The 19,841-nt window shown below is 43.6% G+C and carries 19 protein-coding genes and 1 pseudogene; 7 read left to right on the top strand and 13 right to left on the bottom strand.

What is annotated here, in order from left to right; all coding sequences use genetic code 11:
* Positions 1–1,060: 1,060 nt before the first annotated feature.
* The 6 genes from leuD to udk all read right to left on the bottom strand — a co-directional run bounded on the left by leuD (position 1,061) and on the right by udk (position 6,919).
* Positions 1,061–1,675, bottom strand: a complete 615-nt coding sequence (gene leuD / locus BU200_RS08175) for a 3-isopropylmalate dehydratase small subunit (protein WP_075099699.1) — start codon at positions 1,673–1,675, stop codon at positions 1,061–1,063.
* A gap of 2 nt (positions 1,676–1,677) precedes the next feature.
* Entirely contained in the window at positions 1,678–3,060 is a 1,383-nt protein-coding gene (gene leuC, locus BU200_RS08170) for a 3-isopropylmalate dehydratase large subunit (protein ID WP_075099698.1), read from the bottom strand.
* Position 3,061: 1 nt separating this feature from the next.
* A complete protein-coding gene (locus tag BU200_RS08165) occupies positions 3,062–3,331 on the bottom strand; it encodes a DUF1294 domain-containing protein (protein WP_075099697.1) in 270 nt (89 codons plus the stop codon).
* Entirely contained in the window at positions 3,328–4,362 is a 1,035-nt protein-coding gene (leuB, locus tag BU200_RS08160; RefSeq protein ID WP_075099696.1) for a 3-isopropylmalate dehydrogenase, read from the bottom strand. The genes BU200_RS08165 and leuB overlap by 4 nt, the downstream gene beginning before the upstream one ends.
* A gap of 14 nt (positions 4,363–4,376) precedes the next feature.
* Positions 4,377–5,933, bottom strand: a complete 1,557-nt coding sequence (locus BU200_RS08155) for a 2-isopropylmalate synthase (protein ID WP_075099695.1) — start codon at positions 5,931–5,933, stop codon at positions 4,377–4,379.
* Between the two features lie 356 nt (positions 5,934–6,289).
* Entirely contained in the window at positions 6,290–6,919 is a 630-nt protein-coding gene (gene udk / locus BU200_RS08150) for a uridine kinase (protein ID WP_075099694.1), read from the bottom strand.
* A gap of 119 nt (positions 6,920–7,038) precedes the next feature.
* On the opposite strand from udk, the gene BU200_RS08145 reads away from it, so the two are divergent.
* Both BU200_RS08145 and BU200_RS08140 read left to right on the top strand, forming a co-directional pair.
* On the top strand, positions 7,039–8,040 hold the full coding sequence (locus BU200_RS08145) for a Gfo/Idh/MocA family protein (protein WP_075099693.1): 1,002 nt from the start codon (positions 7,039–7,041) through the stop codon (positions 8,038–8,040).
* The gene (locus BU200_RS08140; protein WP_075099692.1) at positions 8,018–9,100 is read left to right on the top strand and encodes a DEAD/DEAH box helicase; all 1,083 of its coding nucleotides are present in this window, start codon (positions 8,018–8,020) and stop codon (positions 9,098–9,100) included. The genes BU200_RS08145 and BU200_RS08140 overlap by 23 nt, the downstream gene beginning before the upstream one ends.
* A gap of 149 nt (positions 9,101–9,249) precedes the next feature.
* Here the strand turns inward: BU200_RS08140 and BU200_RS08135 are convergent, their stop codons facing one another.
* From BU200_RS08135 to BU200_RS08125, 3 genes are all read right to left on the bottom strand, one after another.
* The gene (locus BU200_RS08135) at positions 9,250–10,647 is read right to left on the bottom strand and encodes a polysaccharide deacetylase family protein (RefSeq protein ID WP_075099691.1); all 1,398 of its coding nucleotides are present in this window, start codon (positions 10,645–10,647) and stop codon (positions 9,250–9,252) included.
* A 94-nt stretch (positions 10,648–10,741) separates the two neighbouring features.
* Positions 10,742–11,125 carry a lactoylglutathione lyase gene (gene gloA, locus BU200_RS08130; RefSeq protein ID WP_075099690.1) on the bottom strand — a complete coding sequence of 128 codons (384 nt, stop codon included), beginning with the start codon at positions 11,123–11,125 and terminating at the stop codon, positions 10,742–10,744.
* 254 nt (positions 11,126–11,379) lie between these two features.
* Positions 11,380–12,072, bottom strand: coding sequence for a phosphoglycerate mutase (locus BU200_RS08125; protein WP_075099689.1), 693 nt, complete (start codon positions 12,070–12,072; stop codon positions 11,380–11,382).
* Between the two features lie 294 nt (positions 12,073–12,366).
* On the opposite strand from BU200_RS08125, the gene BU200_RS10805 reads away from it, so the two are divergent.
* From BU200_RS10805 to BU200_RS08110, 4 genes are all read left to right on the top strand, one after another.
* The gene (locus BU200_RS10805) at positions 12,367–13,551 is read left to right on the top strand and encodes an acetyl-CoA C-acetyltransferase (protein ID WP_089503563.1); all 1,185 of its coding nucleotides are present in this window, start codon (positions 12,367–12,369) and stop codon (positions 13,549–13,551) included.
* A gap of 3 nt (positions 13,552–13,554) precedes the next feature.
* Positions 13,555–14,715 (top strand): hydroxymethylglutaryl-CoA synthase, encoded by a 1,161-nt coding sequence (locus BU200_RS10800; RefSeq protein WP_089503562.1) that lies wholly within the window; start codon positions 13,555–13,557, stop codon positions 14,713–14,715.
* A 55-nt stretch (positions 14,716–14,770) separates the two neighbouring features.
* Entirely contained in the window at positions 14,771–16,042 is a 1,272-nt protein-coding gene (locus BU200_RS08115; RefSeq protein WP_075099688.1) for a hydroxymethylglutaryl-CoA reductase, degradative, read from the top strand.
* 236 nt (positions 16,043–16,278) lie between these two features.
* A complete protein-coding gene (locus BU200_RS08110; protein ID WP_075099687.1) occupies positions 16,279–16,551 on the top strand; it encodes a YiaA/YiaB family inner membrane protein in 273 nt (90 codons plus the stop codon).
* Between the two features lie 252 nt (positions 16,552–16,803).
* Here the strand turns inward: BU200_RS08110 and BU200_RS08105 are convergent, their stop codons facing one another.
* The 4 genes from BU200_RS08105 to BU200_RS08090 form a co-directional block, all read right to left on the bottom strand.
* Positions 16,804–17,079 (bottom strand): HU family DNA-binding protein, encoded by a 276-nt coding sequence (locus BU200_RS08105; protein ID WP_075099686.1) that lies wholly within the window; start codon positions 17,077–17,079, stop codon positions 16,804–16,806.
* 93 nt (positions 17,080–17,172) lie between these two features.
* On the bottom strand, positions 17,173–17,772 hold the full coding sequence (locus BU200_RS08100; protein ID WP_075099685.1) for a YpmS family protein: 600 nt from the start codon (positions 17,770–17,772) through the stop codon (positions 17,173–17,175).
* On the bottom strand, positions 17,741–18,583 hold the full coding sequence (locus BU200_RS08095; protein ID WP_075099684.1) for an SGNH/GDSL hydrolase family protein: 843 nt from the start codon (positions 18,581–18,583) through the stop codon (positions 17,741–17,743). Before BU200_RS08095 ends, BU200_RS08100 begins: the two co-directional genes overlap by 32 nt.
* On the bottom strand, positions 18,576–19,409 hold the full coding sequence (locus BU200_RS08090; protein ID WP_075099683.1) for a DegV family protein: 834 nt from the start codon (positions 19,407–19,409) through the stop codon (positions 18,576–18,578). The genes BU200_RS08095 and BU200_RS08090 overlap by 8 nt, the downstream gene beginning before the upstream one ends.
* A 283-nt stretch (positions 19,410–19,692) precedes the next feature.
* Here BU200_RS08090 and BU200_RS11265 point away from each other — a divergent pair.
* Positions 19,693–19,841, top strand: a pseudogene (locus tag BU200_RS11265) (IS5/IS1182 family transposase); the annotation flags it as partial.

The following is a 19,841-nucleotide window of genomic DNA, read 5'->3' as shown; positions in this document are numbered from 1 at the left end:
ATCCAAACGTTCTAAGGGATTGCCTTTCTCTGATAGTTTTGACAAGATTTTTTCATCGTCTGTGAATAAATGCATGACAGATCTCCTCATTACTTTTTATTCTATTATCTCATTTTGGGGAAATTTAGGAAGTTTTTAGAGGTCCCCATTTATTAGATAATTGTATTATATTGTATGTCATTTGTTATGACAGTTAAATTATATTATGAATATATTCTAAACCAAATACTTAAATTTAATAATAAAAAAATAATGTGTTTGTTAGAACCAAAAAAATAGTCGCATTTTGAAATGCGACTAAACAAAATTATTTTATAAAGGAGACAAAATGTCTTGCTTTGTTACTTTATAAAAATTAGAGATAAAATACTAATTAGAGCGACGAAAGATTTTGAGCAATTATTCTTAAACCATCATTGATATATTGTCCTAAGACATCTAGACCATAGTAGATAAAACTACCTATGATTATTGATGAAACAATGATGGTTAAACAAATTAGGTAGGTTTGGTGTTTTTGTTTCATAATTCTGTTCTTCCCGATTAATATAAACTAACAAAAATAACTTGATTTCCCTGATAGCTCCTTTCTAACAAGTTATTTCAATGATTTTGACATCCTTAATATACTCTTACTTTTGAAAAAAATCAAGTCTGTGTATTATAACGTATTTATGTTGTAACAAAGGGTGTTAATTTTTTATAGTCCTTTAGTTTATCTTTTATTACTTCGTTAACTCGTCTTGCTGTACCATTGAGAAAAGTTACACTTTTCTTATCTGTCACTTGTCTAGTTATCAACTAGACAACTATCTGCGACTCGTTGCCTAGTACTAAAAGTAAACTAAATAACTATAAAACAAAATAAAAACCACTATTGCTCAACAATGACCTTTATTTATATTTAAAGTTAATACCCGCTTTGGTTAGTTTTTATACCATTGCTTATTTTATCCTAGAAAACCTTTGATATAAAGCACTAAAAAACTTCTAGACTTATAGTTCATAATCGCACAAAAAGGAGCAAAAGAGGGGAGCAACCCCCTCTCTCATTTCTCTCCTATATCATTCCTGATTTTTCATCCCTTCTCCAATAGGCAGGACGATTGCGTTCGTAGGCTGCAATCAGGTCCTCATACTGGAGGGTGATGCCGATATCATCTAGTCCATTTAAGAGCTTGTATTTCCACTCACTGTCAATATCAAAGTGAAAATCACCCACCGGCGAGTAAATCATCTGCTTTTCTAAGTCAACAGTGATCTGCTCATCTGGTGCGAGACCTGCTAATTTCTCGCGGACAGCCCTAGGCTGGACAATGGGTAGCATACCATTGTTTAATTCATTATTGTAGTGAATATCGCCAAAAGAACCTGCAATGACGACCTTAAAGCCATAGTCTGCCAATGCCCAAGCTGCGTGTTCCCGAGACGAACCTGCCCCAAAATTATCGCCTGTCACTAAAATCGTCGCCCTGCGATACTCCTCCTTATTAAAAACAAAATCAGGATTTTCTGTATAGGCATGGTCTAAATAGCGCCAAGCATACATGAGGTATTTCCCAAAGCCTTTCTTATCAATCAACTTGAGAAACTGCTTAGGGAGAATCTGGTCAGTATCAATATTATCATTCATGAGGGGAACACTTGTTCCTGTATAGGTGGTAAATGCTTCCATGCTTAGTCTACCTCCACAAGTTTTCTCACATCAACGAAACGACCGGCGATTGCTGCTGCCGCTGCCATGGCAGGACTGCACAAATGTGTCTTCGCTCCAAAACCTTGCCGATCCTCAAAATTCCGATTGCTGGTTGAAGCACAATGGACGCCATCAGGTACCTTGTCGGGATTCATCCCCAAGCACATAGAACAGCCCGGATCTCGCCATTCAAAACCTGCCTCTAAGAAGATCTTATCTAAGCCCAACCGTTCAGCCGCTCGCTTGACAGGCCGACTTCCCGGCACCACAATGGCAGTCAAATTCGGAGCTATTTTCTTGCCCTTGACAAACGTGGCAGCAAGCTCTAAATCACTCAAGCGGGCATTGGTACAGGAGCCGATAAAGACATAGCCTAGCTCAATTTCTTCAATCTTCTGCCCCGGGGCGATTCCCATATACTGATAGGCTCGCTCATCATTGATGTCTCTGATGTCTGGGAAGACTTCATCAAAGGCTACTCCCATAGATGGATTGGTACCCCAGGTCACCATGGGTGCTAGGCTTGATACATCCATGCGAATGACCTTGTCATAGACAGCATCCTCATCTGAAACCAAGGTCTGCCAATCGGCAATTGCTGCTTCCATATCGCTCGGAGCATGGGCTGTCTGCCTCACATAGTCATAGGTCTTTTGGTCGGGATTCATCATGCCAATTTTTGAGCCAAATTCAATGGACATATTGCAAATGGTCATGCGTTCTTCCATGTTCAGACGCTCAACTGCCTCCCCACGGTATTCCACCGCATAACCAACTCCTACTCCGACCCCGTGCCTTGCAATCAAGGCTAGAATATAATCCTTGGCATAAACTCCTTTGGGCGGCTGTCCGACAAACTCAACCAAGAGTTTCTTGGGCTTCACCTGCCAGATAGTCTGGGTGGCAAAGACATGCTCGACCTCACTGGTACCAATCCCAAAAGACAAGGCTCCAAAAGCCCCGTGCGTTGCCGTATGGCTGTCTCCGCAGACGATAAATTTCCCCGGCTGTGTACGGCCCGTTTCAGGTCCAATCATGTGGACAATCCCTTGCAAGTCTGAACCATGAGCGGCACAATCGATACCAAATTCGTCTACATTTTCTGCTAATTTATCTATCTGTGCTTTTGAAATCACATCTCGAATATCATAGATATCGACAGTTGGGACATTGTGATCAAAGGTTCCATAGGTCAAATCAGGTCGACGCAAACGCCGATTTGCATCACGCAAGCCTTGAAAAGCCTGAGGGCTTGTCACTTCATGGATATAGTGTTGATCTACATACATGAGCTGGGGTTGCCCTAGCTTACCTGTGATGACATGGCGCTCCCAGACCTTGTCTAAAATTGATTTTCCAGCCATTCTATCTCCAAATCCAATAAATGATTGCTCCATCTATAAGCAAGCCAAGGAACCAAGCTACTTGAAAATACCATTTTTTCGTCTTATGGTGAAAGCGGGTTCCGCCAGCCCAGGCACCGAGACCACCACCGAGAATAGACATGGCAAGCAAGGTCTTTTCGGGAATGCGATAGAGCTGCTTTCTAGCCTTTCCTTTGTCTAAACCATAGGTCATAAAGACGACGATATTCCAGACCACTAGGATCATACTAACCATTTGTTTGATTGTCATAAGTGTTTGATAACCGCATCTACCACTTCCTGGGTAGAAGCCTTTCCTCCTAAGTCTCTCGTTAAGATCCCTGCTGCAAAACTTGCTTCAACGGCATCTTCTATTTGTTGGGCGACAAGCCATTCTCCAAAACTCTCTCGCAACATCATGGCAAGGGATAAGATCATGCTGACAGGATTGGCAATGCCCTGTCCTGCAATATCAGGAGCCGAACCATGAATCGGCTCGTAGAGACTGGCACCTGTTCCATGACTAGCTGATGGCATCACCCCTAGCGTCCCCGATAGGACACTGGCCTCATCTGACAAAATATCACCGAAGAGATTCTCCGTCACCAAGACATCAAACTTGGCAGGATTTGTGATCATCACCATGGCTGCGCTATCGACCAGCTGATGTTCCAAGGTCACATCAGGATAGTCTTGAGCTACTCTCTCTGCTAACTTGCGCCACAATTTTGAGGTCGCAAGGACATTTTGCTTGTCAATACTGGTCACTTTTTTCTTACGCGTCCGCGCTAGTTCAAAGGCTTGGCGGAGAATGCGCTCAATTTCAACAGCCTGATACTCATTGACATCACGCGCTGCATGATCAGTTAGTAGATGTTCCCCGAAGTAAATACCTCCTGTCAACTCACGCACCACCACAAAATCTACATTCGCAATCCGCTCTTCTTTTAAGGGCGACAGATGCTTCAAGGCGGGGGAAATCTTGACGGGACGAATATTGGCATACAGTCCTAATTCCTTACGAAGTGCTAGCAAGCCTTGCTCTGGTCGAACCAAGGCATGATCATATTGGGGACTGCCAATGGCAGCAAGAAGGATCGCATCTGCCCTTCTACAAGCCTCCAAGGTATCTTGGGGAAGCGGGTGTCCTTTCGCCTCAATCCCTGCACCACCGAAGGCCTTTTCCACCACTTCATATTCAAAACCAAGGCTTGACCTGACTGCTTCTAGCACCTGCAAGCCCGCCACCATTATTTCAGGTCCAATGCCGTCACCTGCAAGGGCAACGATTGTTTTTTTCATAGCTTCCTCCTCAACTACTCTAGTATATCACGATAGGATACGGTTTGCCCAATGCTTCCCTCATTTTCTTTTTGGACAAAGATATTGGCATGGATATAGGCAATAGCACTTGCTTTCAAGACATCAAAGTCCAGACCGGAGGCATTGAAAATGGTCTCTGTCGCTCGATTTTCCACCGTTACCAATACACGCGCCTGTGAATCAATTCCGTCTGTCACCGCCTCAATATTGTAAGACAGGAGTTTGACATCTTGATGGAAAAATTCATCAATAGCATTGAAGATGGCTTCAACGCTCCCCTTACCTGTCGCTTGACACTCTACCTGCTCACCTTGGATATTGACCAGACGAACCATCGCCAGCATCTGTTCTCCATCCACTGCCAGAGTCAGATCATCAAAGTGGAAGCCTTCTGGATCTTCTACTGTCACCCCTGCAATCAGGGCGCGAATATCTGCGTCTGTAATCTCTTGCTTCTTATCCGCCAAGGCTTTGAATTTACGGAACAATGCATTGATGTCTGCCTCATCAAATTCTAGTGCCAGCTCCTTTAATTTCTCCACAAAGGCATGGCGACCTGAGAGTTTTCCAAGCGGTAGACTGTTGCTCTTGACACCGACCAATTCGGGGGTAATGATCTCGTAGGTGAGCGGATTTTTAAGAACTCCGTCTTGGTGAATCCCCGACTCATGCGAGAAGGCATTGCCTCCTACGATCGCCTTGTTCTTAGGAATCGCAATCCCCGAAAAACGTGAGACCATTTCAGAGGTATGGGTCGTTTCATTTAGGACAATATCGGTCTCGACCTGATAGTAGTCTGCACGGATATTAAGTGCAACAGCTACCTCTTCCAGCGCTGCATTTCCTGCCCGCTCACCGATACCGTTAATCGTTCCTTCTACACGTCCTGCCCCATTTTTTATGGCTGAAAGGCTGTTTGCTACTGCCATCCCAAGATCATCATGGCAATGGGGGCTAAAGATAAGATCCCGCTCTGATCTGACATGCTCAATCAGATACTGGAAGATATGACCATATTCTTCAGGCGTAGTGAAGCCAACCGTATCCGGAATATTGATATAGGTCGCTCCTGCATCTACCGCTGTTTGCACTACTTCTAGCAGAAACTCCAGCTCCGTCCTTGTCCCATCTTCTGGTGAAAACTCTACCACCTCAAATTTTGAGCGAGCATAACCGACATATTCTCTGATCGTCGCAAGGATTTCTTCCTTGGTCTTTTTCAGCTTAAACTCCCGGTGAATAGGACTGGTTGCGATAAAGACATGAATCTGCGGATACTTAGCGTCTTTCAAGGCATCATAGCAAGTGTCAATGTCTGACTTGACCAGACGAGCCAAGCCTGTTACAGCAGTTGTTTTCATGGCTTTTGCAATTTCATTAACCGCCCTAAAGGAATCTGGACTCGCTGCAGGAAATCCTGCTTCAATGGCTGAAATGCCCCATTTTTCCAACTGTTTGGCAATGGCAATCTTTTCCTTAATCGAAAAATTCACTCCCGGGGTCTGCTCTCCATCACGAAGACTGGTATCAAGAAATTCAACTTTACGCATAATCTACTCCTCTTTCTCCATAATAAAAACATCTCACTTGACCAAGCGAGATGTTTGCCCGCTTGGTAAGCCAAACAGGACTAATGCTTGTATGCACTAGCCCCCTCGTCGCAACAATAGGTTCATAGACGAAACGTGTTTCATTTGACTTTCTCCTTGTAGATGAATGATAGTATCATACCATTTTTTCAATCTTATTGCAACAATTTTCTGTATTGTTTTAATTGTCTGATAATTTTATCTACCAAATAGCATTCCAGAGGCTTTTGATCGCTCTGATATTCTATAAAAATAACTGTTACAATCCCTCTAACATAAAGAAGCGGTACAGCCGCTTCCTCCCCTATCCTACTTTCTTATCCACGGCTGCGCAAGATGCTGTCAACCTTGGTATTGATCAAGTCGATCGCCACGGTATTGGATACTCCTTCCGGAATCACGATATCCGCATAGCGCTTGGTTGGTTCAATAAATTGATGATACATGGGCTTTACTACACTGAGATATTGCTCAATAACGCTATCTAGGCTACGTCCCCGCTCTTCCAGATCCCGCTTAATCCGACGGATAATGCGGACATCATCATCCGTATCTACAAAAATCTTAATGTCCATGACATCACGCAGGCGCTTATCTTCTAGGACAAGGATCCCCTCCACAATAAAGACATCCTGTGGTTCTTGGTGATAGGTCTTTTCAGAACGAGTATGCTGGGTATAGTCATAAATCGGAATATCAACTCCTCGACCTGCCAATAATTCGCTAAGGTGATAAATCATCAAATCGGTATCAAAGGCTAATGGGTGGTCATAGTTGGTCAAAATCCGCTCTTCAAAGGTCAAATGTGATTGATTTTTATAGTAAGAATCGTGCTCAATCATCGAAATACGGGCATTGGGAAAATTGTCCAAGATGGCGCGTGAAACACTGGTTTTTCCACCTCCTGAACCACCAGTTACGCCAATAATAATCGGTTTTTGTGCCATGGGTCACTCCTCATTTGTATTCAACCTATTGTATCATAAAATCAACCATTCGTGCATCCCCAACCATTCTCCCTCCATTCATGGTATAATAGTCCTATCACCTAAGCAAAGGATCTATTATGTTAAAACTAGGTATTATCGGAACAGGAGCTATTGCCCATCATTTTATTGCAGCAGCTCACGAGACAAAAAAATATCAGCTCACGGCTGTCTATTCGCGAACGATAGAAACCGCAAGAGCATTCGCCAAAAACTATGAGCCAAAGATTGAGCTTTATACAGATATGGCCGCATTTCTAGCAAGCTCTATCGACATTCTCTATATCGCAAGTCCTAACTCTCTCCACTATGGACAAGCCAGACGTGCGCTAAAGGCTGGGAAGCATGTCATCATTGAAAAACCAGCTGTCACACGTCCAGAAGAATGGGCTGACTTAGTCGAACTTGCAAGAGAAAAGAAGGTCTGGGTCTTTGAAGCAGCCCGTAATTATCACGAAGATGCCTTTTGTGTAATCGCTGATTTCTTATCCGACAAAGAGGTCTGGGGCGCACATTTCAGTTATGCCAAGTATTCCTCCAAAATGCCTGACCTCCTAGCAGGAAAGATGCCAAATGTCTTTTCTAGTCAGTTTGCAGGTGGCGCCCTCATGGATTTGGGAATTTATCCTATCTATGCCAGTATCCGTCTTTTTGGAGCTCCGAGAGATGCCCACTATCTGGCTCATCAGCTGCCAAACGGTATCGATTTGAATGGTTCGGGTCAGCTGCTCTATAAGGATTTCCAAGTGGCAATTCAGACGGGGAAAAATACCAACAGCTCACTTCAAGCAGAAATCTATACCAATCAAGGAACGCTTGTGCTAGACACGATTGAACATCTTAGCTCTGCTATTTTCTACCCGCTGGACGGAGAAGCCGAGACCCTAGCTATTGTGCAGGCGCCCCACACCATGTTAGAAGAGGCAGTAGCCTTTGCAGACATGATTGCTAACCCACAACCTGACCTCTATGAACACTGGCTTCTGGCAGCACAAGCTGTCCACACGACACTTTACCGCATGCGGCAGACTGCCCATATCCACTTTGAAGGAGATTTGAATGAAGACAAGACTTCCCGCTAGTTGGCAAGCCCAATTAGATAGCCTCGGCTTTACCAGCTTCACCCCTATTCAAGAGCAGCTCTTTGAACCGATTCAGGCGGGAGAAACCATCCTTGGTATCAGCCCGACAGGAACTGGAAAGACGCTGGCCTATCTGCTCCCTAGTCTCCTGAATCTCCAGCCTAAAAAAGCCCAGCAACTCCTGATTCTAGCACCGAATACAGAACTTGCGGGACAGATCTTTGACGTTTGCAAAAACTGGGCTGAATTGATCGGACTTCAGGCACAATTGTTCCTCTCTGGTTCCAGCCAAAAACGCCAGATTGAACGCTTAAAAAAGGGGCCTGAAATTCTGATTGGCACTGCTGGTCGAATTTTTGAGCTGATCAAACTCAAGAAGATCAAGATGATGAATGTCACTACCATCATCCTAGATGAATTTGACCAATTGCTCAGCAATTCACAGTATCCCTTTGTCGATAAGATTTGTCGCTATGCGCCACGCGACCACCAATTGATTTACATGAGTGCCACCAACCAAGTTGACCCAGATAAACTAGCTCCAGATACTCGAACCATTGCTGTTGACAATATGGAATTGACCAATATCCAGCATTTCTATCTGCAAGTTGATAAGCGGGACAAGGTTGACTTGCTTCGTAAGCTCGCTCACGTTGAGGACTTCCGCGGTCTCATCTTTTTCAACTCGCTCTCTGATCTCGGTAGTGCAGAAGAAAAATTGCAGTATCGTGGTATCGAAGCTGTGTCTCTGGCTAGCGACGTCAATGTCAAATTCCGCAAGGTTATCTTGGAAAAATTTAAGAACCATGCCCTCACCCTGCTTCTTGCGACAGACCTAGTGGCGCGTGGTATTGATATTGAGGCTCTTGAATGTGTCGTCAACTACGAGCTTCCGCGCGATCAAGAAACCTACACCCACCGAGCAGGACGAACCGGTCGTATGGGACAAGACGGCTTTGTCATTACCCTCATAAGCCACCCAGAAGAAGTCAAAGCACTGAAAAAATACGCCTCCGTCCGCCAAGTCTTCCTCAAAAATCAGATGCTGTATGTTGACTAACAACTAATACTCGTCAAAAATCAAAAAGCGAACAAGAATACATTCTGGATTACAGAAAATACAACTTGTTCGCTTTTATAGTTGTTCAGTTTTCGTCAAAAGTGACAGGTAGTTCACTTTTTAGCGCTCTCGGATTTTGTTCACATTCTTTATGAAGCAGGTCGTGCTGACTGCTGATCATAGTAAATCAATTGTGGATTTAACTTTTTTCCGAGTAGGTCACTCACCGTAACAGGCTGGTAGCCTTGACCCAAGAGATGCTCCAAGACAGGAGTCAGGGAATCAACCGTCGGCTGGTGAATGTCGTGCATCAAGATAATACTTCCTGGATAAGTATGGGTCTTAACTTCATTCAAGATCGCTCCCGGATTACGACTCTGCCAATCTTTTGAATCAACCGACCAATAGATGACGGGCAACTGCATCACAGACATGACGGATTGATTGACCGAACCATAGGGTGGTCGCATCATGGTCGGAGCTTGACCTGTCACTTTTTTGATGACGTCTTGCGTCTGATCCATTTCTTGCTTCACTTGATCACCCGATAAGGTAACCAGATTAGCGTGATCCCATGTGTGGCTAGCTACCTCATATCCTTCTGCAACAATCCGTTTTAAAATCTCTTCATTGCCTGGAACGTTTTGACCTAGGATAAAGAAAGTTGCTTTCACATTATATTTCTTGAGAATATCAAGTACTTGTGGCGTCGTCGTGGCACTGGGTCCATCATCAAAGGTCAATGCGATACGCTTTTGATGTTTTTTTGCCTCTTCTTCTGCTTGATAGGCTGCATAGGCTTCATGGTCGCTACTCGCTAGATACTCACCTTTTACAATTCCAAAAATTGTGGCAATCGGAAGCATAATCTGCTTGAGCTGAAAGTCTTTTTCTGCTACTTCCAGTTTCAACTGTCCCTGTTCATACACAAAAGGATAATCCGTCAACTGGCTGACTTCAAACTGACCAATAATCTTTTGGGCATCTGCTTCTGCCACTTGCTTGGCTACCAAATCAGCCTTCAACTGGGCACTAAAAGCTGTTTTCAAGGCAGCACCATCTGTCACAAAGTTGTCAAGCGTGAACAGCTGCTGCTCCTTGGTTAGAAGTAAAGTAGGTCCCGTCTCTTTTTGGGCAGATGAGATTGAAAAAGGCTTTACTTGGTAGCGCTCTGACTGAATCTGTTTGGCTGTTACGCCTGTAAAATTGCTTGTCGTATCTCTAAGCGATACAAAAAAGAGTTCCTTGGTCTTACCACTAGGCTTCTCCCTGCCAATCTTCTCTTCAATGTAAGCCCCTATTTTTTCTTTTACAAGAGCATTTTCTTGACCATTTTCATCCTTGGGAATCCCTGCTTCGACATGGATGGAGCCGATATTCCCACTTTGAATGACTTGAACTTGTTTGTCAAATAACTGTGCCTGCTTCTCCTCAATAAAACGACTGACCTTCTGCTCTTGAAAATAGCTAAATGTCTTGATTCCCAACAAGATAGCAAGCCCTACTAAGACTAGATTAATGATCACAAGAACGACCCTTTTCTTCATTATTTACCTCATACTTTCCACTGCTTCAACCATCATCTTTCTATAACAAAAAGGCAAGACTCTTCTCTTTTATCCGATTCTTGCCCATGTTTTTCTAATCTGCACGAATAACCTCTACCCGATAACCATCTGGATCTGTTACAAAATAGTAGTGACCAGGATTCCCTGGTAGACCAGACAAATCAGTCGTTGGATAGCCCAATGCCTTATATCTAGCATTATCCCCCTCCAAGTCATCTGAGGAGAGTGCCAGATGGGAAAAACCGTCACCAACGACATAGGGACCATGGTCATAGTTGTAGGTCAATTCAATCTCAAATTCGTCTCCAGGAAGCGCCAAATATACTAGGGTGAATTTATGCTCTGGATAGTCCTTACGGCGTGTTTCCTTAAAGCCAAAAGCCTTTTCATAAAACTCCTGAGATGCCTCTAAATTTTCAACACGCAAACAAGCGTGCAACATTTTCTTACTTGCCATTTCAATCTCCTTCTCTCTACTAGATTCACTTATATTATATCATAACTGACCACTTTTTTCTCCTATGAAGGATGTAAAATTTAAAGGACGAGAAGATAGAATAAAAAATCAGTCACTCGCAAGAGTTACATCTCTCAATCAAAACTCTTTCCCACCCTCACCTTTGCAGGGCTTCAGTAGTCTCGGGATAGACTGTGGTAGGTAGGACATAGAGCAAGTAAAAAAGACTGGAAGCATCCAGTCTCATGTAAAGATTATTTTCCAAGGTAGTATTCTGCTACTACATTTAATTTTTCGTCAAATTCAAATACAAGCGGTGGGAAGTTTGGAATTTCCACATCCATGATTTCATCATCTGACAAGCCTTTGATGTGTTTTACAAGGGCGCGGATTGAGTTCCCGTGTGCTCCTACAAATACATTTTGTCCTGCTTTAAGCGCTGGTGCAATCTTATCTTCCCAGAATGGAAGCGCACGTTCAAGTGTAACTTTCAAGTTTTCAGCATCTGGAACAACTGAATCATCAAGCAAAGCGTAACGGCGATCAGTGTGTGCTGAGTACTCATCATCTTTTGCCATCGCTGGAGGCAATACATCATAAGAACGACGCCAGATGTGCACTTGCTCATCACCGAACTGTTCAGCTGCTTCTGCTTTATTTTTACCAGTCAAACCACCGTAGTGACGTTCGTTCAAACGCCAAGATTTTTCAACTGGAACCCACAATTGGTCTGCTGCTTCAAGAGCAAGGTTTGTTGTTTTAATCGCACGTTTCAAGACTGAAGTGTAGGCTTGGTCAAATTCAATACCAGCTTCTTTGATCAATTTACCAGCATCAATTGCTTGTTGTGTCCCTTTTTCAGACAAGTCAACATCTGCCCAACCTGTGAAAAGGTTAGCTTTGTTCCATTCAGACTCACCGTGGCGAGCAAACACTAATTTTACCATTTGTTTGTTTCTCCTTTTATTTTCGAGGTCTCCCCTCTTACATCTCTATTCTACACAAAAAGCAGGAAAAAATCTAGCCCCATCCAAATCTGGTTGCGCTTACATTTTTGCCCGCTAGAAAATCAGCCTTGAGACCGAGATTTCTTGCTATTATTTAGCTTAAAAAATGGTATAATAGTAAGGCTGAATACGACATATTCACGATCATAGATTCATTTCTTTCCACTTTTAGCGCTAGAGTACATAACTGGCATGGATATGAAATGGAAAGGAATTAGAGTTATAGGAGTTCGTATGAAAAAAGTCGCAATCGTATCTGCCTATCGTTCTGCTATCGGCAGTTTTGGAGGCAGTTTAAAGGATATTCCCATCGCAGATTTAGGGGCACAGGTCTTACAGTCCGCCCTAGCGCATGCACATATCCCCTATGAACAAATCGATGAAGTGATTATTGGAAACGTCTTGAGTAGTGGTCAAGGACAAAATATCGCCCGGCAAATCGCTATCAGAACTGGTCTACCAGAGACTGTTTCTGCTTACACGGTCAATAAGGTCTGCGGATCAGGACTCAAATCAGTCCTCTTAGCAGCCCAGTCCATCTTACTCGGAGACAATGATATTGTTGTTGCAGGCGGCATTGAAATCATGAGTCAAGCGCCATACCTTTCTAAGCAAAGTCGCTTTGGTGGCAAACTCGGACACCTGCAATTGGAAGATTCTCTCCTGACAGATGGTCTCACAGATGCCTTTAGCCACCAGCACATGGGCATCACCGCTGAAAATATCGCCACAAAATATGGCATTAGTCGCGAGGCACAAGACCGCTTTGCCTTGCATAGCCAAGAAAAGGCTGCTGCAGCCATTGAAAGTGGACGGTTTAAGGATGAGATTGTCCCAATTCGTCTGCAAACACGAAAGGGAGAGCTTATCTTTGACAGTGATGAATACCCACGCCTCAGTCCTCTGGAAAAGTTAGCGACCCTCTCTCCTACTTTCAAGAAAGATGGGACAGTGACAGCCGCAAATGCCTCTGGTATCAATGATGGATGTGCCATGCTGGTCTTGATGGCTGATGATAAGGTTCAGGAACTCGGTCTAACACCTCTTGCCTACATTGAAAGCTATGCGACCAGTGGGCTAGATCCAGACTATATGGGACTTGGTCCTATTTCAGCTAGTCGAAAAGCACTCGCTAAAGCAACTAAAACAATCGCTGACATTGACTTATTTGAACTCAACGAAGCCTTTGCTGCGCAATCAATTCCTGTCATTCAAGAACTGGAAATTGATGCTGAAAAGGTAAATGTCAACGGAGGTGCTATTGCCCTCGGTCACCCAATCGGAGCCAGTGGCAGTCGCATCCTTGTCAGCCTCATCCACGAACTGCAAAAACGTGGTGACCATCTGGGTCTCTGCTCTCTCTGTATCGGAGGGGGACAAGGGATTTCCCTGATTATTTCAACTGCACAAAAAGGATAAATTATGAATATTGGTATTGATAAAATCGGTTTTGCAGCGCCTAGCTATGTCCTCGATCTGGCTGATTTAGCGCTTGCGCGACAAATCGATCCTAATAAATTTAAAATTGGATTGCTTCAAAGCGAAATGGCTGTCGCTCCAGTTACTCAAGATATTGTGACCTTAGGAGCACAGGCTGCCGAAGCTATCCTAACAGAAAAAGATAAGGTTGCCATTGATATGGTCATTGTAGGGACTGAATCAAGTATTGATCAGAGCAAGGCTGCTGCTGTCTTTATTCATCAGCTCTTGGATATCCAACCCTTTGCTCGCTCAATTGAAATCAAGGAGGCCTGCTACGGAGCAACGGCTGGTCTAAGCCTAGCCAAAAGCCACATCGCCCAGTTCCCCCACTCAAAAGTCCTCGTCATTGCAAGCGATATTGCCAAATACGGCATTGCTTCAGGCGGTGAACCAACTCAAGGAGCCGGAGCTATTGCCATGCTTGTCACAGCAGACCCTAGCATCATGATTCTCAACAATGACAATGTCTGCCAAACCCGTGACATCATGGATTTTTGGCGTCCGAATTATGACAAATATCCTCGAGTTGATGGCAAATTCTCGACAGAACAATATACAGATTGCTTGACCTCTACCTTTGACTACTATGTCAAACAGACTGGTAAGAGTCTGACAGATTTTGCTGCCATGTGCTTACACATTCCCTTCTCAAAACAAGGGCTTAAAGGGCTACAAGCGATCTGCCAGAATGATGAGGCAACCTTGATTCGCCTCACCGATCGCTTCCATGAAGCGATCGTTTACAACCAGATCGTCGGAAACATTTATACAGGTTCGATTTTCCTATCCCTACTCTCTCTTTTGGAAAATAGCAGAGCCTTAAATACTGGTGATTCTGTTCTCTTTTATAGCTATGGTAGCGGGGCTGTCTGTGAAATCTTCAGCGGAACACTCGTTGAAGGCTACCGCAATCAATTAGTCACTGACCGTCTGACACAGCTAAATGCCCGCAAACGCATTAGTCTTGCGGAGTACGAAGCGATTTTCTTTGAAGAAATCAAGCTGGACGAAGCGGGTAACTCGATTGATTTGCCAGTAGATGATTGTCCCTTTGCCCTTCAGGCAGTTGAACAGCACAAACGCATTTATCGTAAAAATTAGAGAAAGCAGCATCCTCTTGGCCCTGCCAAGAGCTACTTTTTTATGAGGAATTGATATGTCTCTTTTTTCAGGATTTTATAAAAAAACAAGGGAAGAACGAATTGCCATTACTGCGGACAGCCGTCAACTTTCCAAACAGAGCAAGGACACTCTCTTAGGCGATCATAATCTCCCAGAAGCTATTGCAGGAAAAATGGCTGAAAATCACCTCGGTACCTTTGCCCTACCTTTTTCATTAGTCCCCCAACTAATCCTTGATGGCATTGAATACAGTATTCCAATGGTAACCGAAGAACCCTCTGTGGTTGCTGCCTGCTCTTTCGGCGCCAAAATGATTGCCAAAGCAGGGGGATTTACCAGCCAGATTTCAGAACGCCTAATGATTGGTCAAGTAGCCCTCTATGATGTTCCAGATATGGCAAAAGCCCAAGAAGCTATCCTTGCTCAAGAGGACGAAATCCTTGTCCATGCTAATAATGCCCACCCATCCATTGTCGAAAGAGGGGGAGGGGCACGTCAGCTGACTGTTGAGCAAAAAGAAGATTTCCTCATCGTCTACCTCCATGTCGATGTCCAAGAAGCAATGGGAGCAAATATTCTCAATAATATGCTGGAAGCTATCAAGGAGGAAGTAGCTGATTTGGCACAGGGCAAGGCTCTTATGGCCATCCTCTCCAATTACGCAACCGAATCACTCGTGACAGCTAGCTGCCGGATTCCAATTAAACAGCTCCATATCGAACCGCACATTGCGCTAGAAATCGCACAAAATCTTGCTAGGGCTAGCCAGCTCGCGCAAGTCGATCCTTACCGAGCTGCTACCCACAACAAAGGAATTTTCAATGGAATTGATGCCCTTGTGCTGGCTACCGGAAATGATTGGCGAGCTATCGAAGCAGGAGCACACGCCTATGCCAGCAAGGATGGAGCCTATCGTGGCCTATCCATTTGGAAAATTGACCACAATGACTTGGTCGGACAACTGACCATTCCACTTCCAATTGCAACGGTTGGGGGATCAATCGGTCTCAATCCCAAAGTTCAAGCAGCCTTTGATATACTAGGGCAACCAAAAGCAAAGACACTTGCAGCAATTATCGCTGCTGTCGGTCTCTGTCAAAATTTTGCAGCCCTCCGTGCGCTTGTCACCTCTGGTATCCAGCAGGGGCACATGAAACTCCATGCTAAAACTCTTGCCATGCTGGCAGGAGCTCTTGAGCATGAAATTGATCAAGTCGCACTACTTCTGCGTCAGGCACCACACACCAATCTGGAAACTGCCCACGCTATTCTAGCCAAGATCCGGACTGAAACAAAAGAAGAGTAAAATGAAGCCGATAGCTGAAAAATAGTCTCCCCTCCTGTATTTTAGGCGCATTATGAATGGCTTTCCTATCCCCCTATTTCTATGTTTAATATGGCAGCAGATGAGGTCAATCTTGCGGGGATAGGTACTGGTTCATCTTCAATTGAGGCAAATCAGCTGTCACACCCTGTACTGGAATCCCCCTTGTTTCCTATAAAGAACCATGCTATAATAAAGAAAACTAAAGGAGATTTCTTATGAATAAAGTTAAAAAGAAAATCTATCGTAATACCCCTGCCTTTACTCTCATGGCTTGGACTTCATTCGCTTTCTTCGTCGCTTTGATTTTAATCGGATTATACACCCTAAAAGAGCCACTCATGGTAAAGGGCTATTACCTAATGGGAGCTGTTGGATTAATTTCTTCCTCCTTTACCGTTTCAAAAGTTGTCCGTGATAATCAAGAAGATGAAGACAATTACAGTCTCTTGCTGCAAAAGGCTGCACTAGAAGATGAAACAGACAAATAATTTAGTCGCACTCGTTGTGTCAACGAGTGTTTTTTATTGTCCCAATGAAAATCAAAAAATACGACCTCCCAAATCTAGGAGAAAAGAAGAACCCAAAAAGCCCATCACCCAAGCTAGATGCTTGCTATGATAGGCCTTTTTAATACTCGTTAAAAATCAAAACTACACTTTGTCAACTTGTCTTGATGAACTCCAGTTCTATCTTCAACCGCGTTTCCTCGTCTATTTTTGATTTTTATTGAATGCAATGTCTTATTTTACAGAGTCTTTAAGAGCTTTACCAGCTTTGAATGCTGGAACTTTAGAAGCTGCGATTGTGATTTCTTTACCAGTTTGTGGGTTGCGTCCTTTACGTGCTGCGCGCTCACGAACTTCAAAGTTACCAAAACCGATCAATTGAACTTTTTCACCTGCTACAAGGTAGTCTGCAACTGCTGCAAATACTGCATCAACTGCTGCTGCTGAATCTTTCTTAGTCAATGAAGTTGCTTCTGCAACTTTTGCAATCAAATCTTGTTTATTAGCCATTTTGCTAAATCCTCCAATTAATTTTCTGAGTTACTACTCACCCTAATATAGTACCGAATTTTATCCATTTGGTCAAGCTTTTAATACGATTTATTAGCTTTTTCTGTAAATATCGAAAATTAGCTGATTATTGTACAAATCAATTGTATTAGCCTTGACGTAAATTTTTTGCGCATTTTCAACTTCGGTAAGCTGAATGGTAACAGTAGCCTTTGAAGCATCTATTTTCACAAAGGCGGGGAGTTGCGACTGCTTCTTAATATAGGATAAAATTTCTTCCTTTGGTAAGGACAAGGTGCCTGCCGAGATCTCTGATACCGTCAGTAACACACTGCCGTCATTTAATTTGTTGGGTTGGAAATAAACATAGAGAGGAATATCTAGCCCCCAAATATTGTAAGTTCCTTCAAATAAGAGAAACTGGTTGGTTGCCGTCACCTTGTAAGAGAAAGTATCCGTCTGGTAGTCCTTTAAGTAGGTCGCGAGCATCGAATTTAACTGCTCCTTACTGGTCATAAAGGTTCCCAACTTTTCATCACTTGATGAGTTCGTTGAAAGGACTGCTGTCGTCGTATCCTCGCGAGGAGAAGAAACGCGCTCTACTATGATGAGGCAGAATGCTAGCAGGGCAGCAAGCAGAGCTAAAAAGCCCCATTTCCATCTATTGATTTTTCCACTCTTCTTTTGTTTCACGGATTGCCTCCATCACTGCCTTATTCATTATTTCATAGCCTGTATTATTGGGGTGAAAGCTATCTTCTTCAGCCAGTAAATTATTGACTACCTTGCTGGGCATGCTGTGTGACTGACTGATCCCCTTTTCCCCGTCCAAGCCCTTATAGAGTAAATCATTGATAGGAACGAAATAGACACCATCTAACTTCTCTATGGTAGAGGCTGTCACCTGATTCCAATTGTCCACCACCGTCTGCATTTCCGTTAATTCAGGAAAGTTGAGATAAAAGGGATTGTAGATGCCAATGACATAGATTGGTAAATGAGGATTATCAGCCCGTGCCTTGTCGATGATCTCCAGCAAACGCTTGCTATATTTTTGAGCAGGAGCATCAAAAACGGAAATCTCAAGATTGGTGATATTGTCCAAAATAGTCTGGCGCAGGTCGTTACCACCGACCGTCAAGGTCATCATATCTGCCTTTGCGAGGCTAGCGACAATCTCTGGCTCCTCCATCCGTTTTAAAATCTGCTGGCTGGTATTGCCGGATACCCCATAATTATCGTAGGAAACCTGATAAGCGTATTGATTGCTAAGTCCTTGGGCAAGAAGCGGTACAAAACCTCCTTGGGCAGTCTTGTCGCCCACCCCTTGGGTCAATGAATCGCCCAGAGCTACATAGTAAAAGTTCCTTACTTCTCCTGCCCCATTCTTCCCCTGTTCAAGGCGAGGCTTCGCTGTTGGAATCAGGAATTGAAAGAAAAAGAGGAATCCAAGCAAACTGATAAAAAAGAATAATACATGATGTAAAAATGTTCGACTATTCATAGCGTACGAGAACGGCCCAGGCATCTTCTCCTGTATGAGTTTGAATAATAGATCCTGTTTCCAACACAGAGATTTCTTCTGCCACAAGAGGCTGTAAGACTGCCTTCATTTCCTGAGCAAAATCAGACGCCCCTGCATAGGAAATACCAATTTCTGCCACTTTTTTATTTTCCAAGCCTGTCGCAAAGTCAGTTAACCACTTTTTAAAGGTCTTAGCCCCTCGTCCTTTACTGATCGGATGTAATTGGTGATTGACCATCTCCATAATCACACGAATATTGAGAAGCGAGCTTAATAGACCCGCTACCCGACCAATTCGACCACCCTTGACTAGGTTTTCTAAGGTTGAAATCCCAATGTAGAGCTCTGTCTTTTGCTGAACCGCTACCACAGCCGCGAGAATATCTTCTTTGCTTACACCAGCTTGAGCGAGACGGGCTGCGGTGACAACTTGAAATTTTGCTGCCTGATCGGTAAAACCAGAATCAATCACCGTCACATCTACTCCAGATAAAGTAGCACCCTGACGAGCTGCTTCGACTGTCCCTGACAAGGCATGCGACAGGAGGATCGCAATAATCTGACTTCCATCTGCAGCTAGGTTGGCAAAGGTTTCCGCGAATAATCCCACCGGAGGTTGGCTCGTTTTCGGAAGGTTCTTACTCTCCCTCATCAATTGCAAAAATTGTCCCTCTTCAAGATCTCTATCGGAGTAGACAACACCATCAACCATAACCGATAAGGGGACGACTGTAATCCCTAACTCCTCAACGAGTGATGGTTCAATCGTTGTACTTGAATCTGTCACAATTTTGATCGTACTCATATCTCTTCCTATTCTTTCGTCTCTATTCTCTCCATTATACCAAATTTTTCTTGTTTGGGCTATCAGCAGATTGTAACCTTCTTGTGAGGAAATGTGATTTGAAGTTGACTTATGCTATATAATTTGATAAAATAAATTCAATATATTAACATACATAATTTTAGGTTATGTTGCCCCTAAAGGTTTCCGCTAGTCTTCCCTAGTGTGTTACCTTACTATTTACATTAAAAATGTAAGCGTTTTATTAGACTTGTTCGGTAACCAAATGTGATATACTATTTGTATGGAAACAATGTATGAAAAAGCTCAAAAACTCAGTTCAGAGAACTTCAAACTTCTCATAGGTGTTCAAAAAGAGACCTTTCAAGAAATGCTTACCTGTCTCAATGTAGCTTACCAACGTCAACATCGTCAAGGAGGTCGTCCACGCAA

The sequence above is a fragment of the Streptococcus acidominimus genome, assembly GCF_001921825.1.
In the GTDB taxonomy this organism is placed as follows: Bacteria; Bacillota; Bacilli; order Lactobacillales; family Streptococcaceae; genus Streptococcus; species Streptococcus acidominimus.
Note: the sequence above shows the minus strand (reverse complement) of the source record. Positions and strands in the feature narration are given on the sequence as shown.